The sequence below is a fragment of the Desulfocurvus vexinensis DSM 17965 genome (assembly GCF_000519125.1).
GTDB lineage: Bacteria > Desulfobacterota > Desulfovibrionia > Desulfovibrionales > Desulfovibrionaceae > Desulfocurvus > Desulfocurvus vexinensis.
On the sequence record NZ_JAEX01000024.1, the window covers coordinates 1 to 23,662 of the forward strand.

Annotated in this window: 19 protein-coding genes; all 19 read right to left on the bottom strand. The window is 57.4% G+C overall.

Annotated features, from left to right (window positions below; genetic code table 11):
- On the bottom strand, window positions 1-281 hold a 281-nt coding region (locus tag G495_RS23005; protein ID WP_156939583.1), incomplete at its 3' end, for a helix-turn-helix domain-containing protein.
- A 335-nt stretch (window positions 282-616) separates the two neighbouring features.
- Complete coding sequence (locus G495_RS22610) at window positions 617-1,204, bottom strand: DUF2188 domain-containing protein (protein ID WP_081428179.1); 588 nt, start codon at window positions 1,202-1,204, stop codon at window positions 617-619.
- On the bottom strand, window positions 1,132-5,643 hold the full coding sequence (locus tag G495_RS19090; protein WP_011367013.1) for an acyl-CoA dehydratase activase: 4,512 nt from the start codon (window positions 5,641-5,643) through the stop codon (window positions 1,132-1,134). The genes G495_RS22610 and G495_RS19090 overlap by 73 nt, the downstream gene beginning before the upstream one ends.
- Window positions 5,640-6,668, bottom strand: coding sequence for a putative ABC transporter permease (locus tag G495_RS20550; RefSeq protein ID WP_011367012.1), 1,029 nt, complete (start codon window positions 6,666-6,668; stop codon window positions 5,640-5,642). Before G495_RS20550 ends, G495_RS19090 begins: the two co-directional genes overlap by 4 nt.
- The gene (locus G495_RS0112840) at window positions 6,665-9,739 is read right to left on the bottom strand and encodes an efflux RND transporter permease subunit (RefSeq protein WP_011367011.1); all 3,075 of its coding nucleotides are present in this window, start codon (window positions 9,737-9,739) and stop codon (window positions 6,665-6,667) included. The genes G495_RS20550 and G495_RS0112840 overlap by 4 nt, the downstream gene beginning before the upstream one ends.
- Window positions 9,736-10,230, bottom strand: coding sequence for a hypothetical protein (locus G495_RS21230; protein WP_011367010.1), 495 nt, complete (start codon window positions 10,228-10,230; stop codon window positions 9,736-9,738). The genes G495_RS0112840 and G495_RS21230 overlap by 4 nt, the downstream gene beginning before the upstream one ends.
- Window positions 10,220-11,227, bottom strand: coding sequence for a patatin-like phospholipase family protein (locus G495_RS21235; RefSeq protein ID WP_011367009.1), 1,008 nt, complete (start codon window positions 11,225-11,227; stop codon window positions 10,220-10,222). Before G495_RS21235 ends, G495_RS21230 begins: the two co-directional genes overlap by 11 nt.
- On the bottom strand, window positions 11,214-12,431 hold the full coding sequence (locus tag G495_RS21240) for an efflux RND transporter periplasmic adaptor subunit (protein WP_011367008.1): 1,218 nt from the start codon (window positions 12,429-12,431) through the stop codon (window positions 11,214-11,216). Before G495_RS21240 ends, G495_RS21235 begins: the two co-directional genes overlap by 14 nt.
- Window positions 12,428-13,903 carry a TolC family protein gene (locus tag G495_RS21245; protein WP_011367007.1) on the bottom strand — a complete coding sequence of 492 codons (1,476 nt, stop codon included), beginning with the start codon at window positions 13,901-13,903 and terminating at the stop codon, window positions 12,428-12,430. The genes G495_RS21240 and G495_RS21245 overlap by 4 nt, the downstream gene beginning before the upstream one ends.
- The gene (locus G495_RS0112850; RefSeq protein WP_011367006.1) at window positions 13,900-14,520 is read right to left on the bottom strand and encodes a TetR/AcrR family transcriptional regulator; all 621 of its coding nucleotides are present in this window, start codon (window positions 14,518-14,520) and stop codon (window positions 13,900-13,902) included. The genes G495_RS21245 and G495_RS0112850 overlap by 4 nt, the downstream gene beginning before the upstream one ends.
- Window positions 14,521-14,668: 148 nt before the next feature.
- On the bottom strand, window positions 14,669-15,193 hold the full coding sequence (locus G495_RS0112855; RefSeq protein WP_011367005.1) for a gamma-glutamylcyclotransferase family protein: 525 nt from the start codon (window positions 15,191-15,193) through the stop codon (window positions 14,669-14,671).
- Entirely contained in the window at window positions 15,190-15,987 is a 798-nt protein-coding gene (locus G495_RS0112860) for a glucosamine 6-phosphate synthetase (protein ID WP_011367004.1), read from the bottom strand. The genes G495_RS0112855 and G495_RS0112860 overlap by 4 nt, the downstream gene beginning before the upstream one ends.
- The gene (locus G495_RS0112865) at window positions 15,972-16,493 is read right to left on the bottom strand and encodes a DUF5049 domain-containing protein (protein WP_011367003.1); all 522 of its coding nucleotides are present in this window, start codon (window positions 16,491-16,493) and stop codon (window positions 15,972-15,974) included. The genes G495_RS0112860 and G495_RS0112865 overlap by 16 nt, the downstream gene beginning before the upstream one ends.
- Before the next feature lie 11 nt (window positions 16,494-16,504).
- Window positions 16,505-17,461, bottom strand: a complete 957-nt coding sequence (locus tag G495_RS0112870; protein WP_028588142.1) for an amidoligase family protein — start codon at window positions 17,459-17,461, stop codon at window positions 16,505-16,507.
- Between the two features lie 244 nt (window positions 17,462-17,705).
- Window positions 17,706-17,963: a hypothetical protein gene (locus G495_RS0112875; RefSeq protein WP_028588143.1), complete on the bottom strand. Its 258-nt coding sequence runs from the start codon at window positions 17,961-17,963 to the stop codon at window positions 17,706-17,708.
- Between the two features lie 12 nt (window positions 17,964-17,975).
- On the bottom strand, window positions 17,976-21,524 hold the full coding sequence (locus G495_RS0112880; RefSeq protein WP_028588144.1) for a DUF4815 domain-containing protein: 3,549 nt from the start codon (window positions 21,522-21,524) through the stop codon (window positions 17,976-17,978).
- 15 nt (window positions 21,525-21,539) lie between these two features.
- Entirely contained in the window at window positions 21,540-22,073 is a 534-nt protein-coding gene (locus G495_RS0112885; RefSeq protein ID WP_028588145.1) for a hypothetical protein, read from the bottom strand.
- A gap of 12 nt (window positions 22,074-22,085) precedes the next feature.
- A complete protein-coding gene (locus tag G495_RS0112890; protein ID WP_028588146.1) occupies window positions 22,086-22,547 on the bottom strand; it encodes a hypothetical protein in 462 nt (153 codons plus the stop codon).
- A 122-nt stretch (window positions 22,548-22,669) separates the two neighbouring features.
- A complete protein-coding gene (locus G495_RS0112895; protein ID WP_028588147.1) occupies window positions 22,670-23,659 on the bottom strand; it encodes a hypothetical protein in 990 nt (329 codons plus the stop codon).
- Window positions 23,660-23,662 lie beyond the last annotated feature (3 nt).

The window sequence follows — 23,662 nt, forward strand, 5'->3', positions numbered from 1 at the left end:
CTGACCTCTGCCTCGTCCTTGGGTGAGCGCTTCTTGAGCCCCTCGGCACCGCCAGCAAGGAATTGATCCCGCCAGCGGGTCAGGGCGGCGGCGGTCACGCCAAGTTCACGGCTCAAAATCTCGATGTCCTCACCACGCAGTAGCCTGAGCACAGCCTCGGTCTTGTGCTTGGCCCAGAACCTCTTGGGCGGCTTGCGTGCCTCATCCCCGGTTCCGGTCGGCCTATGGCCTCCCTCCACCGGGGAGGAGGCTCCTCTGCCCCTCATTCCATCCTTCGTCATCGAACACCTCCTGGGGATCTCTTACTCCCAATTCGGTGTCCAAGAAAACCGTACACCGCCCCAGTGCCCGGCAGCGGGGTCGAAACGCTATCCAGCCGCCCGAGCGCGAGCAACGCCTGGTCGAACTTGCTGCGCAGCTCCGGCGTCCAGTCGATGGGTGGACGTGGCGGCAGCGGCGCGGGCACGAAGGCCTGGGCCTTCTCACCCACCGTCGATATGGTCACGTATCTGCCTTGGAGTTCTCGCTTCATCCTGCCTGCCTCGAACCTAAAATAAGATTCGTCTTTATTTTATTTTAACCGAACATCCTAAAATAAAGGGCCGGTAAGGAAAAATCAAGCGGATTTCCTGAACGGCCACTTCGATTTCCTCAGACGAGCGTTCGACGTCGCAACGCATTTGCTAAAGGGCAATTTCGTTCCGTTCGGCATAGACGACAGCCTTGGCCTGGTCGCTGTGGCCATGCCGCTCAAGGAACGCATCAAAACGGCCCTGCATGGGGCGATAGTAATTCTCAAGCCAGCAATGCACTGGCAGTACAAAGTAGGTCTCGGGGCTGTAGCTATCCCTCTCGAAGAGCCAGATTTTCGCTGAAGCGATATCGATCTCCGGGTACTCCGTCTGCCAATGGGACTGGAGCTCCGCCGCTCGTGTGGAGCAAAGCCAGGTGATCTCGGAAAAGATGAGCTTTCCACGTTCTGGATCTTTCCATCCTTGCCGTGGATGTAGAACTCGGTGCCTTGATTCTGGCTGATCTTGCGCCCGGCATCGACGGCATCCTGCTTCTCGTTTGACGAGCGGAGGGTTATGCCCTCTGCCTTCTGACCGTCAAATTCAGCAATGCTGCAGGTTACATGCCGACCCAGCGCTTCATCTGCCGCGTCTTCTCCCACAGTCCCAGGTTGGACGCCCAGGCCCTCCATTTTTCGACCTCCAAAGACGTGTAGGCGTTGAAAGAATCCAGTTCGCGCGGCCATGCATCGGGAATGGCAAATCTTCGAGCGGTCTTCTGCGCCGGCTGTGTTCCCACCTCGCGGTCCACCTCTTCCCGTGCGGCTGTCACCATAAAATGGAGGCGGTTCATCATGTTGACCTCGCTTGCCCCTGCATCCATGTCCAGTGAAAGTAGGTTCAGATGAGGAAACATCTCCCTGAGTTTGTTTTCCATGCCCCGCCCGGTGATGTGGTTGGCAATGCAGCCGAAGGGCTGGAGACAGACGATGTTGTCGATTCCTTCATTGAGCATGGCGATCATTTCAGCCGTAAGAAGCCATCCTTCGCCAAACTGATTGGCCAAACTGACTACCTCGCCGGTTATCGCCGCCAGTTTTCTTAAGTCATGAGCCTTTCTGTAAAAACGAAATCCCTGCATAATCCGCTCGATTTGGCCGACATGGTAATTTGAGTATATCTCCAGCAGCCTGTACTTGATACGATCCGCCAAAGAACGTTTAAAAAAGGCCTTTTGGTCGTAGGTCTCATTGATAAAGCGCTGGGCGAAAAAATTCTGTATAGGAGGAAGAACCACTTCCACCCCCTGGCCGGACAGCCAGTCGATGATATTTCCGTTGGAGAAGAAGTTATATTTAACGAAGATTTCTCCAACGATCCCGACTCTTGGGACAGTCTTGTCGTTGATCTCAACCCGGTTGAAGTCCGCCACGGCCCTTTTCAGAAGATTGAGAAGATAATAATAATCTGCATTCTCGATACCTGTTTCCATTTCAAAGAGATATTTTTCATGCAGGTTCTTGGATGTCCCGGGCACCTTTTCCCTGACCATTGTTGATAAATACATCCTGGCCAGGGGATCGGCGAAAATAATTCCCAAGCCCATCCGTTTTATCAGCCCCATTTTATCTATTTTAAACCACGGTTGTGCATTGATTTCCTCATTGGATATAGCGATTATCGGAACCTCATCCAGGCCGGCGGCGGCCAGTGCTTTTTTGATAAGCGACACGTAAGAGGATGCCCGGCATTGACCGCCGGTTTGGGTCATGACGACAGCGGTTTTTTCAGGATCGTACCTGCCTGATTGAAATGCCTTGATAATGTCGCCGGCTACCAGGACAGAGGGGTAGCACATATCGTTGTTGATGGTTTTAAGTCCCCATTCAACCGACTCCCTGTCCTGGGGCGGAAGGACTTCAACCCGGTGACCGAAGGGCCTGAAAGCCGACGGGACCAGCGGTGAATAGAAGGGTGAAAAATAGGGGGCGATCAGGGTTCTCTTTCCGGACTTGCCCACAACCGCCCGGCCCGTTTGCATTGTGCCGCCCCCTACGGCTCTCGTTTTGCCGTTCTTTTCCTTCACCGCTTCCAGCATGGAGCGCAGTCTGATCCTGACGGCGCCCACGTTGACGATTTCATCCATTTTGATCAAGGTATGAATCTTCCCGCCATGGCGCAGAATTTCTTTGACCTCATCGGCCGAAATCGCATCCGGCCCACAGCCGAAAGAGGTCAACTGAACCATTTGGGCATTCGCCGTGTTTGTTACCCACCTTGCCGCTGCGTACAGCCTGTTGGCATAGCTCCACTGGGTCAGGACATTGACATCTTCCAGAGCGACGGTATCTGCATTCAGGGGAAGCGCGGTTTCACTGACGACGTCCACGCCGAGTTCCGTCAATACATCCGGAACACCGTGGTTGACAAGCGGGTCTGCATGGTAGGGTCGGCCGCAGAGGACAACGGTTGTCCGTCTCTCGGCCTCCGACCTGACCAGCAGCGTTTTCGCCATGGACCTGAGTTCCGTCTTGTAATTCGATTGCGCCTTGACGCCCTTTTCAACCCCTTCCGATATCGTGCGGTAATTGATTCCAAACCGCCTGAAGAACAGATAAAGCTGATCTTTCAGCAAACCGAAATCCTTAAAGCTGACAGATGGATTGTCCAGGGGGATTTTGAATTTTTTCTCTGGATTGACAGCACTCTTCAATAGATCGGGATATCCGGTAACCACCGGGCAATTATAACTGTTTAAGGCATCTGCGTATTCTTCTTCCTCATAGACGACGGTCGGATAGAACAGCCTGTCGATGTCTTTCCCGGCAAGATCGAAAATATGCCCATGGGCAAGTTTGGCGGGGAAACAGATGTTTTCCGACATGACAGTGGAAGACCCCTTTTCATATAATTGGAAATTGGACTCGGACGAGAGAACCACCCTGAAGCCGCATGTGGTCAAAAAGGCGCACCAAAAGGGAAAGTTTTCATACATGTTCAGGCAGCGGGGGATACCGTAGGTGAAAATCGGTTCGCCTTCGGGTTCCGTGTTTCGCTCAAACAGGAGCCTTATCTGATCATCAATCAGGTTCCTTCCTTTGCGTTGAGCATCCGGATTGTTGCTGAAGCGCCGCTCGCATCGGTTCCCTGTATAAAAATGGTTTCCGTTGCTGAAAGTCAGCTTCAAAACCCTGCACTGGTTTTCACATCCCCGGCAGCGGATTTCCTTTTTTGAAAAACCACTTCCCATCACCAATTTCTCAAAAACCAGGTCGTCGGTCTCCCGTCCCGGCCGATCCGGACCTTTCAGCGCTTCTTGCTGCGGAGCAACGGCCGCCACAACATGCGCACGATGATTGGCAAGGGCTGTCAGGGCCGCACCGTAGGCTCCCATCAGCTCGGAAATATCCGGTCTCATAACCTCCTTGTTCAGAAGCACCTCCAAGGCGCGTAATACGGCTGGATTTCGAAATGTTCCGCCCTGAACTACGATTTTGTCCCCCAGGACATCGACGTCCTTCAGCTTCAGCACTTTGTACAGAGCATTTTTGATAACCGAATACGCCAAACCTGCCGAAATGTCGCCGACCGTCGCCCCTTCCCGAAGGGCCTGCTTCACTTTGGAGTTCATGAAGATGGTGCAGCGGGTTCCCAGATCAAAAGGTGATTTGCTATCGCATGCAATCTCTGCGAATTCCTGGACACTATACCCTAGCGAACGGGCAAACGTCTCAATAAAGGAACCACATCCCGATGAGCAGGCCTCATTGATCTGAATTTCAGCCACGGCGTTGTCATGAATATAGATCGCCTTCATGTCCTGCCCGCCGATATCCAGAATAAAGGATACATCCGGCTCAAAGCGCCGCGCCGCCCGGTAATGCGCCATGGTCTCAACCAGGCCGTCGTCCAACCCGAAGGCGGTTCTTATGAGACTTTCACCATAGCCGGTGGCCGCCGTTCTGGTGATCCGCGGGGCAAAGCCGGCAGAAACAAACTTTTTTCTGAATTCAGCCAGTCCCTTTTTTACCGCCTGGATGGGATCGCCGTTGTTGGGGCCGTAATAGCTCAGAACCAGTTTGCCTTTCTCATCGACAAGGACGATCTTGGTGGTGGTTGACCCCGAATCCACACCTAAAAAAAGATCTTTTCCTTTTGCCTCAGGCAGGTCAATCCTGGGAACCAAATTTCGCTCATGCCTTTTTTGCCATATTTCAAATTCGTAATTGCTTGCAAACAGGGGGGGCAGCCTTTTGGTGCCGCTGTTGGTTGCACGGCTGACACCTCTCTCGGACATGGATAAAAAATTGCTGATCCGGCCCCGACATGGTTTGCCATTGCGCACCATGGCCGCTCCCATGGCGGGAAGCAGTTCCGGATGATCCGGAAGTACCAGGTCATCCGGATGCTCAATGCCGAGCAGATTTGCAAAGGCTTTCCGCAGGATTGGATAAAATGTCAGCGGCCCGCCTCCGATCAGTATTTTTCTTTCCATCTCCCGTCCACGGGACAAGGCGGTTATCACCTGAAGGGCGACCGAATGAAATATGGAAGCCGCCACATCTTCCCTGGATACATGGCGGCTCAGCAGGGCCTGGATGTCGGTTTTGGCGAAAACGCCGCACCGCGACGCAATCGGATAAATATTCGTGGCTTTTCCGGCCAGAACGTTCAGTTCCGCTACATCAACACCCAGGAGAACCGCCATTTGATCGATAAAAGCACCGGTCCCGCCGGCGCAACTTCCGTTCATCCGGATATCGGGGCGGCCACTGCCGTCAAAGAATATTATTTTGGAGTCTTCTCCGCCGATTTCGATAAATGTCCTGGCTTCGGGGAAAAACTTTTCGATGACGTGCGCGGAGGCCACCACTTCCTGCACGAACGGCAGGCCGAAGAATTCGGCCGCACCCATCCCCGCCGATCCGGTAACCGCCAAATCAAGCTCCACGTCGCCAAGTTTCTCAAGGGCGTCATTGAAAATACGCCGTGTTGTTTCCACTGTTTTGCCCTGATGACGACAGTAGCGGAAAAATACCATGCCACCCTCTTTATCCAGGATAACCGCCTTGGCTGTAGTTGAACCGATATCGATCCCGGCAAAATAGAGACTTTCTGCATGGTTCTTCATCTTTTTTCATCTCCCGGTTCCGGATGAACGCAACGGGAGGCCGCCTCTGTGGGTTTGTCTTGTTTCTTCATGCTCAGATAGTCCCTTGCAGAGCAAAAGGTATCCACCAGAGAAACCACCAGCGATTCCATATGGCGCGGCGGTATAACAGTAAGCGGCCACATGTGTTTTTTAATAATATCCGCTTCTTTTTCGGTAAGACCGGTGATGCTGCGGGCGTTCTCAAGAGCGATAGTATGGTGCCGGAAACCGTGCAGCCTGGGTCCGTCATGCAGCCAGTCATAGTAGAAAAGATCGTGCAGCAACGCACCCCGGATAATCGCCCGGGTGTCAAGGGAAAGTCTTTTTCCCCAGCGAAAGCTCAGGCAGGCCACCTCCTCCACATGATCCAATCGGGTTTTCCCCCTGTGATGGTTATACTGCGCCAGTTTTGCAACCTCCGGCAGATCGAGAAGCGGCCTTGCCGTGTTGACGAATTCCGCCTCCATCAGAGTTTTCTCTTCCGGCGTCAGGCGGAGGAAACGCCCGGCTGCAACCGCCAGGAAATCCATCGACATGATTGAGATCGTTGCTCCGGCCACTATCCACTTGAAGACCGGTGAAAGCAGGACGAGCATGCTTTGATAGGGGGGCAAAACGGCATATTCAAAAGCGAAGGCCAGCAGTATCCAGTACAGGGAGAATTTTAGACAGATGTGCCCCCTGTAATTAAATCTTTGGTCCGAATAGTCCCACAGACGGATCTGGAAAAAGTATTGAGCAACCAATCCGGAGCCGAATTCGAGTCCGGTTGTGATTATGAAATAAGCGAAGGCCTTGGTTCCCCAATTGGATTCCTGCAGCAATGAAACCGCTGCCATAAGCATCACTGCGCCGGCACCGTAAAGGATGAGATACGGCCCCTTCAGGAGGCCGGGATTGACGAACCGCTTGTCACGCACGGAACGATAGGAGACCTCCAGCATCCATCCAAGAATGGAAAAAAAGGAGAAAGAAAAGAAGAAGTTTACAACATCGGCCGTCATTTTGCTTTACCCCGGTGAACCAGCGAATACATTAGCGGCACCAGAATCAATGTCACAAGGCCGCTGACCGACAGTCCCCCAATGACCGTGATGCCCAGTGCATTCCATATTTCAGAGCCTTCCCCTCTGGAAAGGGCTAATGGGACCATGCCGAATATGGTGGTCAAACTCGTCATGAGCACCGGCCTCAGGCGTGTTTTTCCGCCCGTGACCACCGCTTCGTTTAGCGTCATCCCACCTGCTCTCAGTTGCTTGGTATAATCCACGAGCACAATGGCGTTCTTTACAACAATGCCCATGAGCATGATTACCCCGATGAAGCTCATCAGGTTGAGCGGAGTGGCCGTGGCAACGAAGGCCCATATCACTCCGGCGAAGGCGAAAGGAACCGAAAACATGATGATGAATGGATCAACGAAATCCTCGAACTCCCCTGCCATGACCATGTAGACAAGGACTATTCCCAGAATCAAAAGGAGGGTCAGGTCGCGGAACGCTTTTCGCTGTTCCTCCACCTCCCCGCCCCATTCGATGGAAACGCCGGGAGGCAGGTCAAGAGAGGCCATCTTTTCTCGAACATCCCGTACCACATCCCCCAGAACCCTGCCCTGGACGCCCGCCTGAACCTTTGTGACGCGGGTCCTGTTTTTCCGGTCGATCTCCACGGGCCCAAAGGTTTCCCGAACAGACGCGACGTTCCGGAGCTTAATGGTCTGACCGGTCAGGGTGGTGATGGGGGTTTCCCCGATTTCACGAATCGTTTCCCGCTGGTCTTTTTTCAGTCGCAACTCGATGTCGAAGTCGTCACCCGCCTCCCGGAACTTCGTATCATCGAATCCATAGTAGTTGGTCCTCAATGCGTCGGCGACAAGCGCCACATTCAATCCCAGGGATGCCGCCTTATCCCGGTCAAGACAAATCCGCACTTCCGGCCGTGGTCTCTTTCTGCTGACAGAGACATCCACTGCGCCGGGTGTGGTTTCCACGATGCGCTGGATCTTTGCGGCGGCTTTGTCGGTCGTCTCGATATCATGGCCCAGAATATCGATGCTGATAGGCCGGCCGCCTCCCAGGAACGCCTTTTGGATGACGCTTACGGCGCTGGCGGAAAAATTCTCAACGCCCGGCAGTTTTATGACCTGCTCACGAAGCTCCGAAGCGACCTCCTTGGCATGGCGACTCCGTTCTTTTTTATCAATGAGACGCCCTCCGATGCGACCGATGCCGGTTCCCTCTTCAAAACCGAGGGCTGTTAAAAATCCTTTCTTGGTCTGACCTGCCAGGGCATAGGAGGCTTCCATTTCCGGAATGGCGTTCACCGCGTTGAGCATTTCTTCCGTGGTTCCGGCCGTGACCTCCACTCGGGTGCCCTGCGCCATCTCCAGGACCACCTCCACTTCCCCCGAATCCACTTCGGGGAAAAATTCCGTACCGACCAAAGGAATCAGTGCCAGACTGCCGATAAATACAATAACTATAAGTGAAAGCAAAATGTTACGGTGCCTTAGTCCCCATCCCAGGACGTGAGAATAACCGGCTTCGATTCCATTCAGCAAACGCTCGCTCCATACAAATACCGGATTGAGCTTTCTTTGATCCCGTGAACGGAGCAAACGGGAAGCAGCCATGGGGGTCAACGTCAATGAAATGAAAAGCGAGGCCAGAATCGTAATCAAGATCATGAACGCCAACTGACCAAAGATGATGCCGGCGATCCCTTTCACTAAGAGAAGAGGGGCGAAGACAGCTACAATGGTCAATGTTGACGCGGCTACCGCCATACCCACTTCGGATGTTCCCTCCACGGCGGCCAACTGCGGAGGCTTGCCATCGTCCACATGCCGCACGATGTTTTCAAGTACGACGATGGCATCGTCCACCACCATTCCCACAGCAATGGCAAGACTCATCATGGAAATGACGTTGATGGTATAATCCATGACGAAGAGGCCGATAAAGGCGACGATAATCGAAAAAGGAATTGCCATTGAGACGACCAGGCTGGTGCGAAACCGCCGGAGAAACAGGAAACAGACGACAATGACCAAAAGGCCTCCGACGACGGCGGCTTCGGTCAAACTATTGATCATCGCATAAATGTGATCTGAGTTATCCAGAATCCCGTGGATTTCGATATCCGCCGGCACTTCGGTCTTCAGTGTCTTGAGGCGATCTTTTATGGCTTCGATCACGTTGACGGTGTTGGTCCCGGACTGCTTCTGAATAATCAAGGCAATCGCAGGAAGCTTGCCGGAACGCGCCCACTCCTGCGGCTCCTCAAAGGCATCGGTGACCGTGGCCACGTCTCTGAGCCGCACAAGCGCGTCGCCGTTGCTTCCGATCACCGTATTTGCGATTTCCGCTGCATCCCGATAGCGCCCCGCCACTCTGATCTGGAGTTCATTCCTCCCGATCTTGACGGTGCCCACCGGAAGGTTCAGGTTTTCAGCGGCGAGAACATTTCTGATCTGCTGGACGGAAATGTGATAAGCATCTATTGCTTCGCGGTCGAAATGCACATTGATCTGTCTTTCCTGACCGCCGATATAGACGACAGCGCCCACGCCGGGCACACGCTTCAACGGATCGGCGATCTGCTTGTCCACAATTCTGTAAAGATCGGGACTGCTTTCTTCCGCCGTCACCGTCATGATGAGCACCGGCACCATGGAACTGCTGAACTTGAAGATAAAGGGGTCTTCCGCTCCATCGGCAAGGTCCGGCTTGGCAAGATCGATCTTCTCCCGGATATCGTTGACCGCAACATCCAGGTCGGTGCCCCAGTTGAATATGCAATTGACGATGGCGATGTTGTCTTTGGACTTTGACTCCAGCCGGTCGAGATTCGGTGTGGTGGAAAGCTGGTCTTCCAGGTACTTGGTCACCTCCGACTCAACATCCGTGGCGGAAGCCCCCGGATAGGGTGTGATGACACTCACGGCCGGAGGTTCAATATCCGGCAACAAGTCGAGGTTGAGCCTGAAAAAAGCCACGCAACCCAGCAATGTAATGGCAGCGAAAACCATAACGGTCGTGACCGGCCTGCGGACGGATATCTCCGGTAATTTCATTTCTGTTCCCCTTGCTTGTCGTCACCGTCAGCTTCAAAAAAGTCGACTTCCGTCTTAAGGTCCCGAAGGCATTTGCTTTGCTCGTGCGAACATATCCTGGCCCAGGCAATAACGCTGATCCAACCTGCTGCGACAAGAGAAAGGATAGCGGCGGTTTTTCCAGGAAAATGGGTTGTGATGGCCCAGATTGCCAGTGCCCCAGATGTGATTCCAACAATCAGCCAGACGAATAGATGGCAAGTGCACGGATCACGATCAGGGACCGGAGGAGAGAACCAAATCCGTTCCCCGATCTCAGTCCGTTCGAATTCTGCGTCATCAAGGTTTGTTTCAATTATCCTGTTCTTGAACTTGACAACGACAATCTTCCTTTCGGGCCGTCCACTGAATGATTCCATTCTTTTTTTCTCGATCACTTCTCCTTTGACCCTCAGAGAACGCAGACGATCAACGAGGCGTTTTTCTTGTAACTGACAAATATTAATTCCCATCTTCCGTCCTCCCCGGTAAAAAACCTCCTGGCAAATCTCTTTTGGCGGCACACTTCCATCTTTCTTTGAGCTGCACCATGGCTTCTCGGTACCCCTCGGCAATGGCCTCCTCGGCCCGATGGAATTCGAGAAAACGAACATCCCCCAGCTTCGGCCGAATCAGCAGATCGGGCGGATCGGTTGCCAATCTTGTTGCGGTGATCTGCACTTCCATAATATTGATTGCAGTCGTCAACACATCAAAGATATTTGGCACGGGGTCCCTTTGCAGCCACTGGCGCACTTGCGATAACGCGGGCGAACCGAATTCGCTGAGCCTGTTGGTCAGATCCTGCGCGATTCTCCATTCTGCGGGCTGGGGCTGAACAACCATACCTGCCACCGATGAATCAACCGGAGCGATGCCGGCGGTACTCCTTTTGTCGATAATGTCATGGTTCAAATCAACAGCGATGACGTAATCCGCTCCCATTTTCCTGACAGCGCTCACCGGCACGGGGTTGACCAGCCCTCCATCCACCAGAAAGCCGCCGTTTTTCCTGACCGGCGTGAAAATGCCCGGAACCGAGATGCTCGCGCGGATTGCCTCTATGAGGTCCCCTTTGTTCAACACGACCTCACGACCCGTGGCCAGGTCGGTGGCAACCGCGCAATAGCGGAGAGGTAATTCTTCAATGTTCATTTCTCGAACATGAGAACGAAAGAAATCGCTGATCTTCTTTCCATCAATGAGTCCCGACCTCGGAAAAGTTACATCCAGGAAGGAAACAATCTGTTTCCAGTCGAGCTGACGGGCAAAATTTTCCAGCACATCCATTTTGCCAAGGGCACATGCGGCCCCTACCAACGAACCAATGCTGGTGCCGGCGACGTACCTGATTTCTATTCCTGCCTCAGCTAGTGCCTGCAATACACCGATATGAGACCATCCCCGTGCGGAGCCGCTACCCAGAGCCAGGCCGATATTTTTCGGAAAACCTGAGCTATCGTCCGACATGTTCACCGCCGTTCTTCTTGAAAAGTTGTCCCCCAGAGTTATCCGTCCCATTCTTGTTCAAAATATCTTGCACGCTTACCTCCATGCCTGACTGTAAACGTCCCGCTCCGCTGGTGACCACTTTGTCATTCTCAACCAAGCCGCCCATCACTTCGGCAAATTGGTCATCCATGGCCCTAATTTCGACCGTTCGCTTATGGGCCTTATTTCCTTCCACCACAAAAACGTAATAGGTGCCGCTGCCGGGGAGGCGTTGCAAGGTTTCACGGGGAACGGCAAGGGACCTTCTTTTCTCTGCCGAAAGCTTCACCCTGGCATACATTCCGTCCACCAACTTCCCGGACGGATTCGGCACCTCGATTCTCATGCGGAAAGTACGCGTCTTTCGGTCCACCAATGGATTGATAACGGTTACTTTCCCTGAATACTCATGTCCCGGGAAGGCGTCTGTCGTGATCAGCGCAACAGTTCCAACGACAATCCGGCCAATGTCTGCTTCCGGCAAATCGACATCCAGGTTCAGAGATGTTTGGTCCACGATTAGCAGAAGTCGGCCGCCGGGAGCGACCGCCTGACCGATTTCCACATTTCTCTCCACGACAGCGCCGCCGATAGGCGATCGGATATCTGCATCCTTGAGATGTTCCAGCGCTGTCTCCAAGGCGGCCTTTGCCTGGTCCCTCTGTGCTCGGGCGTAGAACACCGCTTCCTTGGCGCTTTTAAAGGCCGCTTCTGATGCATCAAAGCGACTTTGCGGAATCACTTTTTCCTTCAGCAGTTCGATTGCGCGTCGGTATTCTTTCTCGGCCTGTTCAAAATGGGCTTCAGCCTGCGGAACTGCTGCTTCCGCAGCTGCTAGCGCCGCCCGGGCCTGCTTGACGCCGAGATCATAGTTTGTTCTGTCCAGTTTTATAACGACCTCACCGGCATTGACGCGCTCACCGATATCAACCAGAACCCGGCTCACCGTTCCTGCCACCTTGGGGCTTAGCGGACTCGTGTCTCGGGCTTTCAAGGTGCCGACGGCGCTGATTTCATCAGCGAATTCGTGCGGGACAACAGATGCGATTGTGACAGGCAACGCCTTGCCCGCCGCGTTCGGATCTTCATCTTTTTGCCATTGCTTCCTGGAAACTTGGACAGCCAAGAACGCAATAACAGCAGCCGCAATAGCAATGGATATATAGACTCCTCTTCGTCTCATTCGGCAGACTCCTTTTCCTTGATATCAGGCGGCTCTATCACCATTACGCCCACCGCTCGATGAAGGGCGGCAAGGGCAACGTTGTAATCAAAAAGAGCCTGTGTGTGATTCGCTTCAGCTCGACTTAAGGCCGTACGAACGTCCAGCACGTCGGTATTTGTGCCTTCTCCTGCCCGGTAGCTGGCTCTTGCCAGGCGGTAAGCCTCCCTGGCTGTCTTCAGTGCACTCTCAGCCGCATCGATATTCTTTTCTGCTTTTCCGAGGTCCAGGAAGGCTTGGCGCACTTCAAGACGAATGCGATCTGTCGTTTTATCTCGCTGGATTTTTACCTGAGCCCGTTGCGATCCCGCCTCTCTGACCTTGGCAGCGGTTTTCCCCCAATTCCAGAGGGGAAACTGCGCCCCTATTCCAACCGTCCAATGCTCTCCGCCTTCCAGATCCCGAAAATCGCCTTCCATATATTCGTAACGCCCTTCCAGGGCAATGGTAGGCAGGTATTCTCCCCTGGCCGCTTTAAGCGCCTGCTCCGCAGCTGCCATTTTGGAATCCATTGCAGACAGTTCGGGACGTTGCGAAAGGGCCAACTCGGTGAGAGACGAAAGATCCGCCCCCGGCCCGGGCGACCGCACCAAGGCTTCCGTCAAACGGACTGATTCTTCAAGGGGCATGCTCAGCAAGTTCTTAAGTGCAGAATATGCCAGGTCGACGGCGTTGTCAGCGCCATTCAGATCTTTGCGGGCATTGGCAAGTTCCGTTCGGGTGCGAAGCAGGTCAATTTCCGGATTCGCCCCTTTCTCCACCAGAATCGCCACGTCATGTTCATGCACATTGAGAAGATCGACGGCCTCCACGGCAACACCTTGAAACGCTTCGGCCAACTGTGCGGTCCGATAAGCGCGTGTAACCTGGAAAACGACTTCCTCTTCAACGGCCCTGTTCTCTTGAGCTTGAGCGTCTCGTGAATACTGGGATGCCTTGCGCGCCGCATTCAATCGCCCTCCCGTGAAAATGGGCTGCCGGATGACGAGCCCCGCCTTGTATTGATCACGATCCATGAAGGTCAATGATTGCGGTCCCATTGCAAAACTCAACTCCTCGTCCAGTCGTGTATAGGAAGCCTCCGCCCCCAAAAATGGGAGCATAGCCGATCTGGCCTGAGTTATCTTTGTATTGGCTTGAGTCAGGGCTTCCCGTGTAAGGCGGATATCGTAATTCTGTTGCAACGCTATTTTCAGGCAATCGCTTAACGAAAGGTGTATATTGCCATCCTTTTCGAGCTTGCGAAGCTCCTCAACGGGAGCAGAGGGACGATTGCCTTCTATTTCCGGCGATTTTTCGGCGATTGCATCGGAATGGCCGTGCAACGGCTCGGCGGCAGCGCTAATAGAAATACAACCCGCTGTCAGCAGCAATCCACCTCCCACCAGAAGCATAACCATGGTGCGAGCTGTTATCCTTAAGGCTTTTTTCATTCGGCCATCACCCCTTTGAGAAACATGTCACTGATCACCGGGGCATTCGCCTTGTATGAATGCCGTTCCGGATCTTCCAGCCAACAGAAGAGAAAAGCGTTGGTGATTCCCTCCAGGGCCACGGCCATATAGTAGGGGTTCAGATCGCGAAGCACGTTTTTGCGAATACCTTTTTCCAGTGTCGAAGCCAGTTGCTCTACCAGTTCGTCATAAAGCTTGCGAATGTCCTGATCGAGACCGGCCTTGATGTTGAAACTCGCACCCCGCGTTTCAGCAAAATAGAGCCGCAACGTGGCAACGTCATCGGCAAAGATCCCCGCTTTAGCGGAAATGTAGTCTTTGAGAATAGTCAGGACGTCACCTTCCCTCGAAAGGACTCCGCTCAGGGTATGATGATATTCCGCTGCCTTTTCCATCATGAGGGCCTTGTAGAGGTGCTCCTTGTTCTTGAAGAATTTGTAAAGCGTTCCGATGGCAAACTCTGCTCTTTCTGCAATCTCGTGCATGGATACGTTGTGGTATCCTTTCTTCGAGAAAAGCTCGAGTGCAGCGGCAAGCATCTGCCGACGATGTCTGCGTTTTTCTCTTTCCCGACGTGGGAGCTTCTCATCTTGCATTGCCTGACCTCCGTTTCCTTGGCAGCATAGAACATTTAAAAACGTGACGGCATGTTCATTTTATGACGTTATATTCTAACCAATACGCGCGTTGGCTCCTTGTGTCAAGCGGAAAACCAATAATCCGGATAAGGCCGCAAAGATCGGTTCACGGGCGTAACCACTGGCCACTGGCGACTCTTTCCGCGTAAGGCGGGCATGGAATCCAATAGGTCCAGGCTGGAATCGAGGTGCGACCGCATAGCACCGCCACCATCACCCGCTGGTACATGCTGTGCCCGCCGGGCCGGAAGCCTTCCAGCCGGTCGATGGGCGGCAGGTCGCGTTGCGGGTCGGTGAAGGTCACCAGCTCTCCGTGGATCAGATTCCAGTCGCCGGTCGGGCGTCCGAAGCACGGCGTGCCGATCTCCTGCTGTCTGCGGGCGTCGGCCAATGGATCAACACTGCCCCGGGCCAGGATCAGGCCTTCCGGCACCTCGATGGCCGGGAACCCGGCGTGGAGATGGTAGAGCCTGCCCCAGACCACGGCCTGTTCGATGCTGCGGGCCTGGGCGCAGAAGCGCTGATGGTTCCAATAGCCCCGTTTCAGGGTGCCGTAGACGAAGAGCCGGAGGATGGTCTCGGGACTGTCTTCCGGATTTGTGTTCAGCTTTGATGGTTCTCCAATGTTCATGCATTCACTCCTTCGGGCAGTGTCCCTTTGCGCTCCTGGGGTATGAAGCGGAATTCGCTGTTTTCGATGGCCCGCACATCCTTGTGGCGGATGGTGAGCATGGTCATGGGCGGCACCTCCAGCTCGCGCCAGCCCGGATCAAAGTCCACGGCAAAGTCGATGAAGGCTGGCTCCGAGGCGTAGAGCACCACCCGGTGCTGGCGGTGGATGCGCAGGCAGAGCGGTTTGTTGCCCTTGAGCACGGTGATGGTGCCGGGGTCGAGCCGCGAGGCCAGCACGGCGCTCATCTGGCCGCGACAGAGGGCGAGCGCCTTCTTCAGGCCCTCCTGGTCGATGGGGCCTTCGGGCGCGAAGCGGTCGGCCAGGCGGAAGATCAGCTCGCTGTCCACTTCGGCGAAGCGCGGCAGCCCGAGACGGCGGAACAGATAATCGGCGTTGTAGATGGTGCCGTTGTGGGTACCGATGACGATCCCGGCCCGGATGGGATGGTTGTTGCGGTTGTTGAACTCGTTGCCCCGGGTGCGCCAGCGGGTGTGGCCCATGAGGATGGTGGTCTCGTTGTCGACCTGCCCGAGCAGCTCCTGGAACGGCTTCTCGTAGACCAGTTCGTGCGCCCGCATCGGCCGCTTGAAGATCCGGTGGCTGCCGTCGATCTTGAGCCAGGCCAGACCGGAGGCGTGCGGGCCGCGCTCCTCGCTGTGCAGCAGCATGCGGATGAAGACCTCGCGCAGGTAATCCTGCTCGTCCGGCCGTCTGCGCTTGCGGCCGAAGATGATGCCTACTTGTCCGCACATGGAGCCGGGTCCTCCTTGCCGCCGAAGTTCTTGCCGAGCGGTCTTGTCCCATCGAGGACGAAGGCCGCGTACTCGCGCCGGTGGCCCGTCAGCCACTCGGCCACCTCTGGGTAGCCCATCTCGGCGGTCAGCCGGGTCACCTCCAGGTGGTCGAGCATGTTGGTGCGCCCGGAGAGCCGCACCGTTTCCAGGGCTTCGAGGAATCGTTCCGGCCAGGGATCGCTGGCCTTGTCGTCGGGCAGGAACTCGATCAGGCCGTGCCGCGCCAGGCGGGTGAGAAACTCGGCGGCCGCAGCGGCGGCGTCCTCCGGCAACGGCTGGGTCGGACCGCCTTCGATGCCGGAGAGCACCTCGGTCATGTAGTCCCGGGGCGCTCGGCTGGCGGTAAACGGCGTCTGGCCGCGCATCAACTCGACAACTTCGAGGCAGTCGGCGGCCTGCAGGGTTTCCCCGCTGCCGGGGATCGGTTCGCCGGAAAGCCGGGTGGAGCGGATCAGAATTTTCATGGAGCCCCTCCTTAAACAGTGAGGCCGGGAACTTGCCCGGCCTCGTTGGTGTGAGTGGTGGTTTCGTCCGGAAGGACCTCCTCCGGTTTAGGCCGTCCGTTCTTGAAGGCGGCGTCGCCGGGCATGTTGGCCATCAGATGCTTGCGGGCGGTCTTAAACTCGTCGCCGATCAGGCCGAGGTGGAGCAGGAAGACTCGAAAGTCGTACTTGGCGCTCTGGGGATCGAAGTCCCGCTTGCGGCTGGAGGCGGCCCGACCGTTGAGCGCCTTGGCGGCGACGGCGAGGCAGAACTGCAGGTAGGCCTTGATCCGTCCCGCGTGGAGGGTCGCCTCGAACCAGCGGAACTCCACCGTGCCCCGGTACCAGATGTTGTGCAGGTTGACCCCGTGGTAGCGGCTGTTGTCGTAGTGCTGGGGCTGGCGGTTGTGATAGCCGTACCAGATGCGGTTGAGCTGGTCCTTGGTGCGGGGGCGATGCTGTTCGATGCGCTGGATCAGCTCGTCGCTCACCGGCCGCGTGTAGCGGTTGAGCCGGTCGCGGCTGATGCCGAGGGCGTGGAGGATCAGCGGCTCCTGCTTGTAGATGATCTTGGCCAGGTTACCCAGGTGCCTGCCGTCGAAGGGCGCGGCGTCGATATGGATGTGGATGCCGCACTGGCTGTTGATCTTGCCCCCGGCGCGGCGGATGGCCCGGACCGCCTCCTGCAGTTGCGGGATGTCGTCGTAGCCGAGCACCGGGCTGACCACCTCGGCCCGCAGATGGGCCGGGACGCTGGTCAGGGAGGCGTCCCCCACCACCTTCCAGACACGGCCGCGCAGGTCCTCGACCTCCCAGGGGTCATAGCTGCTGGGAATGCCGACATGGCGGACCGTGCCGCCCACCACCGAGTGGATGGCCCAGGCGATCTGTTCCCGGGTGCGTTTTACGGTCTCGATCTCGATCCCGTAGTGGATCTCTTTCAGGTTCATGGTGCCTCCGTCGTTCATGGCGCTTCTAAGTCGTTGTCTGGCAAGGCTTTTTAGCCTCCGCTTACACCATGAATGCTTCTTTCCGGACACAAATCAAGTAGAAGAACAGCCGAAGCCGACATTTAACACGTTTATTTTCAATGACTTGCGAACTAGGCCGGATTGGGCGGCGCACAGGCGGCAGAAACCCCGGAACGGGCTGGCCGTATCCGGGGTTTCTGGGTTGGCGGTGGCAGTGAGCCGGTCAGCCGGAGGCGGTATCAGCGGTGATCAGGCTGGCGTGCAGCTCGAGGTTGCGCGACTCGTCGGCCCGCATCCGCGCCAGCAGCGCCGTGAAGGCCTCCGCTTCGTCGGCCGGGAGCTTTGATGCCCGTTCCAGCCGCGCCAGGCGCTGGTGCAGGTTTTCGAGCAGGCCCAGGGCATGGTCGCGGATCAGCCCGTCGCGCTTCTCCTGCGGCGAGGGAATGAACTCGGTCAGGCCGCCTTTGCGTCGAACGATCATGGCCGTGCCTCCTTAGCTCAGGGTCGCGCCCAGCGAATGGATGCGCGGGTAGATCAGCGGCGTGCCGGTCATCTCGGCTTTGTAGCGCACCTTGTTGCCGGTGTTGTCGGTGAAGGTGCGCACCAGGGTGTACTCGGTCCAGTTCTCGTCGATGGGCCGGGTGTCCTGGATGGTCATCGCCTCCCAGGTCAGGCCGCCGTCGTTGCTGGCGAACCATTGCAGGGTGGTGCCACTGGGGATCTGCATCTGCACATAGGCTTTGGTCGATTCCACACCCTGGGTCAGCTCGTTCTCGCGGGTCAGGTAGGCCCCGGTGGTCTTGTTGAGGTAGCCCACCAGGTTGACGTCGCGAAAGTTGATGGCCGGAGTGTCGTTGGAAAGCGAGCTGCTCAGGCGCACGCGGATCTGGACCCGGGTGGCGAGGTTGGGCAGCCGTTCCTCCTCGGCGGGAACCATGGCGTCCCAGGTCACGCCGCCGTCGGTGGAGTATTCCCAGTCGAGACCGGTACCCTGGGGGATGGCCGAGTATTCGTCGAGGTTGATGTCGGAGAACTGCACGCCGGTGATCGGCTGAAAGCGAATCATCCCCTCGGACTGGAAGTTGTAGCCGTAGATCTTCATCGCCAGGTCGGAGCCGTTGAGCGGCGTCCAGGTCTCGGCGTTGGAGCTCTCCAGCAGCACGCCTTCCATATAGGTCTGCCGGGTGATGATGCCCCAGCGGCCCATCTTGCCCAGGGTGGCGGTGCGCACCTTGTAATTGGTGCTGTTGGTCAGCAGCACCACGGAATAGCTGGTGTTGGCCTCGGCGTAGAACGGGTCGTCGAAGCGAATGCGGGTCTCGCCGCTCAGGCTGATCTCGTTCGGGGCCAGCACTTTCTCGGCGAACACCACGCCGTTGGGCAGACCGGTGGTGACGCCGCGAATCTGCACCGTGACCGGAATGCTCGGGTCCCTGGCGGTAAACTGCAATCCGATGCTGGAGATCACCTGGTTCTGAGTGAAGCTGAAGGTCTGGGCCAGCGGATCGCGGGGCACGAAGATGGTCTGGGTGCGCCAGACCACCTGCACCACGGGCACGCGGATGATGCGGTTCTCGATGATGCGCTCGATGCGGGTGATGACCAGCGGATCGTTGATCTGCAGGCTGGCCCGCGCCGAGTAGACGCCGTCAGCCATCTCCACGATGCGGTTGCCGTTGCGGGCGTTGGTCGGAATGGTGAAGGAGGCGCTGACCCGACCGGCCTCGTCGCTGATCAGGTTGCTGGCCATCACCTGGCCGTCGCAGCGCAGCACGATGCCGGACTTGCTCGGGGTGAAGTTGATGCCGGTGACGGCAATCCCGGTCTGGCCGCGCCGCCCGAGGTTGGGTGTGATCTGCAGCATGGCCGGGGGCTTGTCGAACACGGCGTAGGGGTTGATGTTGCGCTCCTCGGACCAGTCGTTCTGTTCCACCAGCACGGTCTCGTTGCCAGGCAGCAGCGCCAGGCTGCCGAAGAAGCTGGCGTTGCTGCCTGCCTGATCGACCGAGAGCACCGTGGAGTGCGGAATGCGGTCCGGCGCGACGAAGCGGGCGATCTCGTTGACCCGGGCGTCCCATTCGGCGTGGTAGATGTCCGACTGGGCGGTGTTCGAGAAGTCGTCCGAGTAGATGCCTTTCTTGGTCTGGGCGTCCCGGTTCTGCAGCTCGTTGTTCATCTGGTACTGGGCGTCGTTGTACTTCAGGTCCTCGACGTCCTGGATGATGTCGTGGATCTGGTCCATGGTGATGCGGGTCAGGCCGAAGTTGCGGATCTCCATGTCGGTGGAGTTGGGCGGGCAGTCGATGCTGCACAGACCCAAGGCGTTTTCCGGGACGATGGGCAGCTTCGGGAAATCCGCCGGAGCCCCTTCCAGCCGTTTGATCTCGGTGGTGGTGGCGTAAACGATGTCGCGGCGGCCGAGGTAATAGTCGTAGTCCAGGCTGCAGTTGGAGCCGTTCACCGGCTGGTCGCCGAGGCTGCCGCGCCCGAAGTTGATCACGTTGAGGTTGCCCAGCTCGAGCTGCACCGGCGACATGGTGAGTCCGGCCGTGTTGGTGGCCGGAGGCGAAGCGGTGCCGATCTCATCGACGCCGTCGTCGACGTAGGAGAGCGCCTCGCTGCCCAGCTCCATCAGGCGCTTGTAGTCGGTGCGTGCGCCATTGGTGGCGGCCCGGTAGACGCGATAGCCGGTCGCGCCGCTGACCGGCAGCCAGGAGAGCTTGTTCATCTCACCGGCAGCGGTGGCCCGGGCAATGACCGCAGCGGCGTTGAAGGCCGTCTCGCCGGTGGCGTTGTAGGCGGTCACCAGATAGAAATAGTTTCCGGCCGCCGGATGGTTGGCCTGCCCAAACCAGCCGCTGTCCACATAGTCGGTGCCCTTGACCATCTGCTTGGTGTAGGTCCAGCGCACCGTGTAGGTGGTGCCGATGGCCGGTTCGTTTCCGGAGCCGAGCCAGTCGACATGGTTGCCCGACTGCTGCCAGTCCACGCCCTCCTGGAAGATGGTCGCCCCCTGGCTGACCTCGAGGATGTCCACCACGGGATTGGGATCGAGAAGGTCTTCGCCGCCGCCCACCGAGCCGCGAGTAACGTTGCGGGTGATCTCGACGATGGCTTCCACCTGGGTCGTCTCCTTGAGCGGCGTGGAGTTGACCGGATAGCGGCGCTTGTTGATGTCGAAGGTCTTCTGCTCCCCGCGCACCGACTTGGTGGCGATGGATTTGGGCACCAGGGTCGAGGTAGGCAGATCGCGCTGATGCCGGAAACCCTGGATGTAGGCGCGCCCGGCGTTGGTGATCGCCTCCACACTGTCGTCGTCAACGCCGCCGATAAAGGTGTCGAAGCCACGCACCAGATAGCTTCCGGCCTGGTCGAAGGTGCGCTCGGCCAGATTCTGAATCAGGGAATTGAGCCCCTCGGCGGCAGCGAAGGAGAGCTGATCCTCGGTGATCGAGGAGACGGTGATCCGACTGCCCGGCAGCGTGCCCAGCAGATCCCGCAGGTAGAGGTTGGACTTCTCCTGCACCGTGGGCGTGACGTCGCCGCTCTCGCGGTCGAACTTGTAGATCGGGATCACCCGACGCTCGGCCACGTTGTTCGGCAGCGTCTGGCCGCTGGTATCCGTCGCCTTGAGAGAAAGAACCCATTTTTCCCGTTCGGCGGTGGGCTCGCCGGTGGCCGGATTGATCAGGGCCGGGTCCTGGGTGTAGCCGTAGTTGTACTTCAGCAGCTCCACATAGACGTAATCGGCCCCGCTGGTGGTGGCCGGATCATAGGTCAGGGTCGCGCCGCTCACCTGTTCCAGATGGCCGTCGATGTAGACCACGCCCGGAGCCAGGGTCAGGACGTTGGCGGCCGCGCTGACCTCGAGGCCCATGATGATGGAGCCTTCCTTGAACAGGATGTCGGCGATCTTGCGCCGCTCCAGGTTGATGATGTCCTGCTGCTCATTGAGTTCGGAATCCAACAGGTCGCGATCCTGATGATAACGGATGCGCTTGTAATTCTTGGTCGGGTCGAATGTCTCGCGTGAGATACTCATGTTTGAATCCTCCAGTTAGATCTTGATGATCCCGACCAGCTCCACGCGGGTGTCGGAAATCTTGTTGAAGTCGGGAATGTTCTTCACCTCGTACAGGTAGCCCGGGCGCAGCACCTCGCCGGTCGGATTGGTGTCCTGATGGAACACGCCGCCCATGGCGAGATCCCCGGTGACGCTTTGCACGTACTGCACGTCGCCGCCGAAGAAGCCGTATTCGCGGATGGTGATGCCGTTGGCCTCGGCCTCGTCGAAGCGAAAGAAAATGCCGATGGTGTTGGTCTCCTCGCCGGTTTCCAGGTAGCGCACGCCGTTGACCAGCAGCGCCCCTTCGGCGTCCTCCTTGAGGAAGGTCCGCTTGTAGTAGCGCTTGCGGGCGCGTTCGTTTCTGAGCCCGGTCTGACCGATGTCCGGCGCGGGCGGATTCTGCGGGTCGCTAAAACTGGCATCCCCGTCGCCGATGGCGCAGTGGGTGATGCCGTCCACGGCCTGGCCGAGGAGGAGTTTGGCCGTCAGTATCCGGCCGGTTTTGACGATGAGTCCCAGTGCCATTGCTGTTCTCCTTTAGGTCTGAATTTCGTGGTCTTGATCGATGAGCACCGCGAACAGGATCTGGCGCGTGTCGGCCAGCAGCCCGGCCGGGATCGCGATGCGCTGAACGGTGTCGGAGCGGCTGATGTGTGCGCCGGATGTCCGGACGCTGGTGTCGATACTCCGCAGCCAGGGGCGCGTCACCCGCACCGCCGCGTCAACATCGACGCCCAGACGGCCATGGACGACGAGCCACAGGTCGGCGCTCCGGTTCAGGCGGTTGTTCACGCGAAGCGCGAGGTCGGATCCACCAGAGAGCCGATGGGCGACCCGCACTGCGCTGTCGCCCCGGACCATCACCGTGCGCCTAGCAGGTGCCCCGGAAAACAGCTCGAAAAGCGCTCCGGGTTGCGCCGCTCCAATGGAGAGCAGTTCCGGCAGCCGCGTGCCTCTGCGGGTGGTGATGGATGCCAGTTGTCCCTTATGCACGGCCACGGCGAATCCTCCCGCTGAGCTTGAGCGCCTGGCCCCGGTTCATGGACATAAGCGTTTCCGGACGACGCTGGCCGGTGATCGTGCTGATGGGTTTGAGCTTTCCGCTATGTGTTGCCATGGGGTTATTCCTTCACCGCGCACCAGCCGCCGGTGGTCAGGTTGAACACGCGGTAGCTGTCCGTTCCGATTTGAATGGTGTCTTCCGAGGCGACGTTGCCGCCGCCCACGGAGAAGATCTCGATGAGTTCGCCACGAAGTTCCTGGTAGGCAGCGGAACCGGACATCGAGGCGAGCCAGGGAAAAAGGATGGTGGTGCCGTAGCGCATCTCCGGATCGGTTTCGCCCTGGAGACCGCCATTGGCCGCACCGCAACGACCCTGCTGGCCGGACGCGGAAGTCCAGCCGTCGAACTTGTTCACGGCGTAGAAGGTGCCCGGCGCGTTGTAGTAACTGTTGACGACCGGCTGCGGGTCCTCGCCGATCTTGGCCCCCGAGGCGTAATCCCGAACGAGGGCCTCCACAGTAATGGTGTTCGGCGTGACGGCGGTGTCGATGGCGCTGACCCGCACGCGTTCGATGCCCGCGTCGTCCTTGATCACATAGTCCTGTCCGGGCGTGACCACGGTGGCGTCGTTGACCTGAAGCACCACGCCGCTTCCGGAGGTGACCGCCGCCTGCGTGAGCGCGATGGCCCCGGACCAGAACCGTTTCAGCAAGCCGCTGTAATGGCCGTAGTAAGTAGAGACGAGCTTGGTCACCACGAAAACGTGATCCAGGTCGGCGAACAGCCAGAAGATGAAGTCGGCGCTGTCCTCCACCCGCAGATAGGTGTAACTGGTGTGCGAAGCCTCGTTGACGCCGGTGTGGGCGGCCGCGTCCCAATACTGGAATGCGGCGACGTGAATCCGCCCGGAGGTGGTGCTGATACGGAACTGCAGATAGACGTCCTCAGCCCCGGATTCCCCGTGAGACTTGAAGACGAAATACGGCTGCGGGTCGGCCGACTGATCGTCATGCAGGGTCCAGCCGGTGGTGGTCACCAGAAAGGTCCGCAGTTGATTGAGCAGGTCGAGCCGACCGTGGGCGAGTCCTTGAATGCTGTGGTATGCCATGGC

Bases quoted from the DNA above. Each gene is read 5' to 3' on its own strand.
- G495_RS22610 (WP_081428179.1), bottom strand. From the start codon at position 1,204: ATGGAGGGCCTGGGCGTCCAACCTGGGACTGTGGGAGAAGACGCGGCA.
- G495_RS19090 (WP_011367013.1), bottom strand. From the start codon at position 5,643: ATGAAGAACCATGCAGAAAGTCTCTATTTTGCCGGGATCGATATCGGT.
- G495_RS20550 (WP_011367012.1), bottom strand. From the start codon at position 6,668: ATGACGGCCGATGTTGTAAACTTCTTCTTTTCTTTCTCCTTTTTTTCC.
- G495_RS0112840 (WP_011367011.1), bottom strand. From the start codon at position 9,739: ATGAAATTACCGGAGATATCCGTCCGCAGGCCGGTCACGACCGTTATG.
- G495_RS21230 (WP_011367010.1), bottom strand. From the start codon at position 10,230: ATGGGAATTAATATTTGTCAGTTACAAGAAAAACGCCTCGTTGATCGT.
- G495_RS21235 (WP_011367009.1), bottom strand. From the start codon at position 11,227: ATGTCGGACGATAGCTCAGGTTTTCCGAAAAATATCGGCCTGGCTCTG.
- G495_RS21240 (WP_011367008.1), bottom strand. From the start codon at position 12,431: ATGAGACGAAGAGGAGTCTATATATCCATTGCTATTGCGGCTGCTGTT.
- G495_RS21245 (WP_011367007.1), bottom strand. From the start codon at position 13,903: ATGAAAAAAGCCTTAAGGATAACAGCTCGCACCATGGTTATGCTTCTG.
- G495_RS0112850 (WP_011367006.1), bottom strand. From the start codon at position 14,520: ATGCAAGATGAGAAGCTCCCACGTCGGGAAAGAGAAAAACGCAGACAT.
- G495_RS0112855 (WP_011367005.1), bottom strand. From the start codon at position 15,193: ATGAACATTGGAGAACCATCAAAGCTGAACACAAATCCGGAAGACAGT.
- G495_RS0112860 (WP_011367004.1), bottom strand. From the start codon at position 15,987: ATGTGCGGACAAGTAGGCATCATCTTCGGCCGCAAGCGCAGACGGCCG.
- G495_RS0112865 (WP_011367003.1), bottom strand. From the start codon at position 16,493: ATGAAAATTCTGATCCGCTCCACCCGGCTTTCCGGCGAACCGATCCCC.
- G495_RS0112870 (WP_028588142.1), bottom strand. From the start codon at position 17,461: ATGAACCTGAAAGAGATCCACTACGGGATCGAGATCGAGACCGTAAAA.
- G495_RS0112875 (WP_028588143.1), bottom strand. From the start codon at position 17,963: ATGATCGTTCGACGCAAAGGCGGCCTGACCGAGTTCATTCCCTCGCCG.
- G495_RS0112880 (WP_028588144.1), bottom strand. From the start codon at position 21,524: ATGAGTATCTCACGCGAGACATTCGACCCGACCAAGAATTACAAGCGC.
- G495_RS0112885 (WP_028588145.1), bottom strand. From the start codon at position 22,073: ATGGCACTGGGACTCATCGTCAAAACCGGCCGGATACTGACGGCCAAA.
- G495_RS0112895 (WP_028588147.1), bottom strand. From the start codon at position 23,659: ATGGCATACCACAGCATTCAAGGACTCGCCCACGGTCGGCTCGACCTG.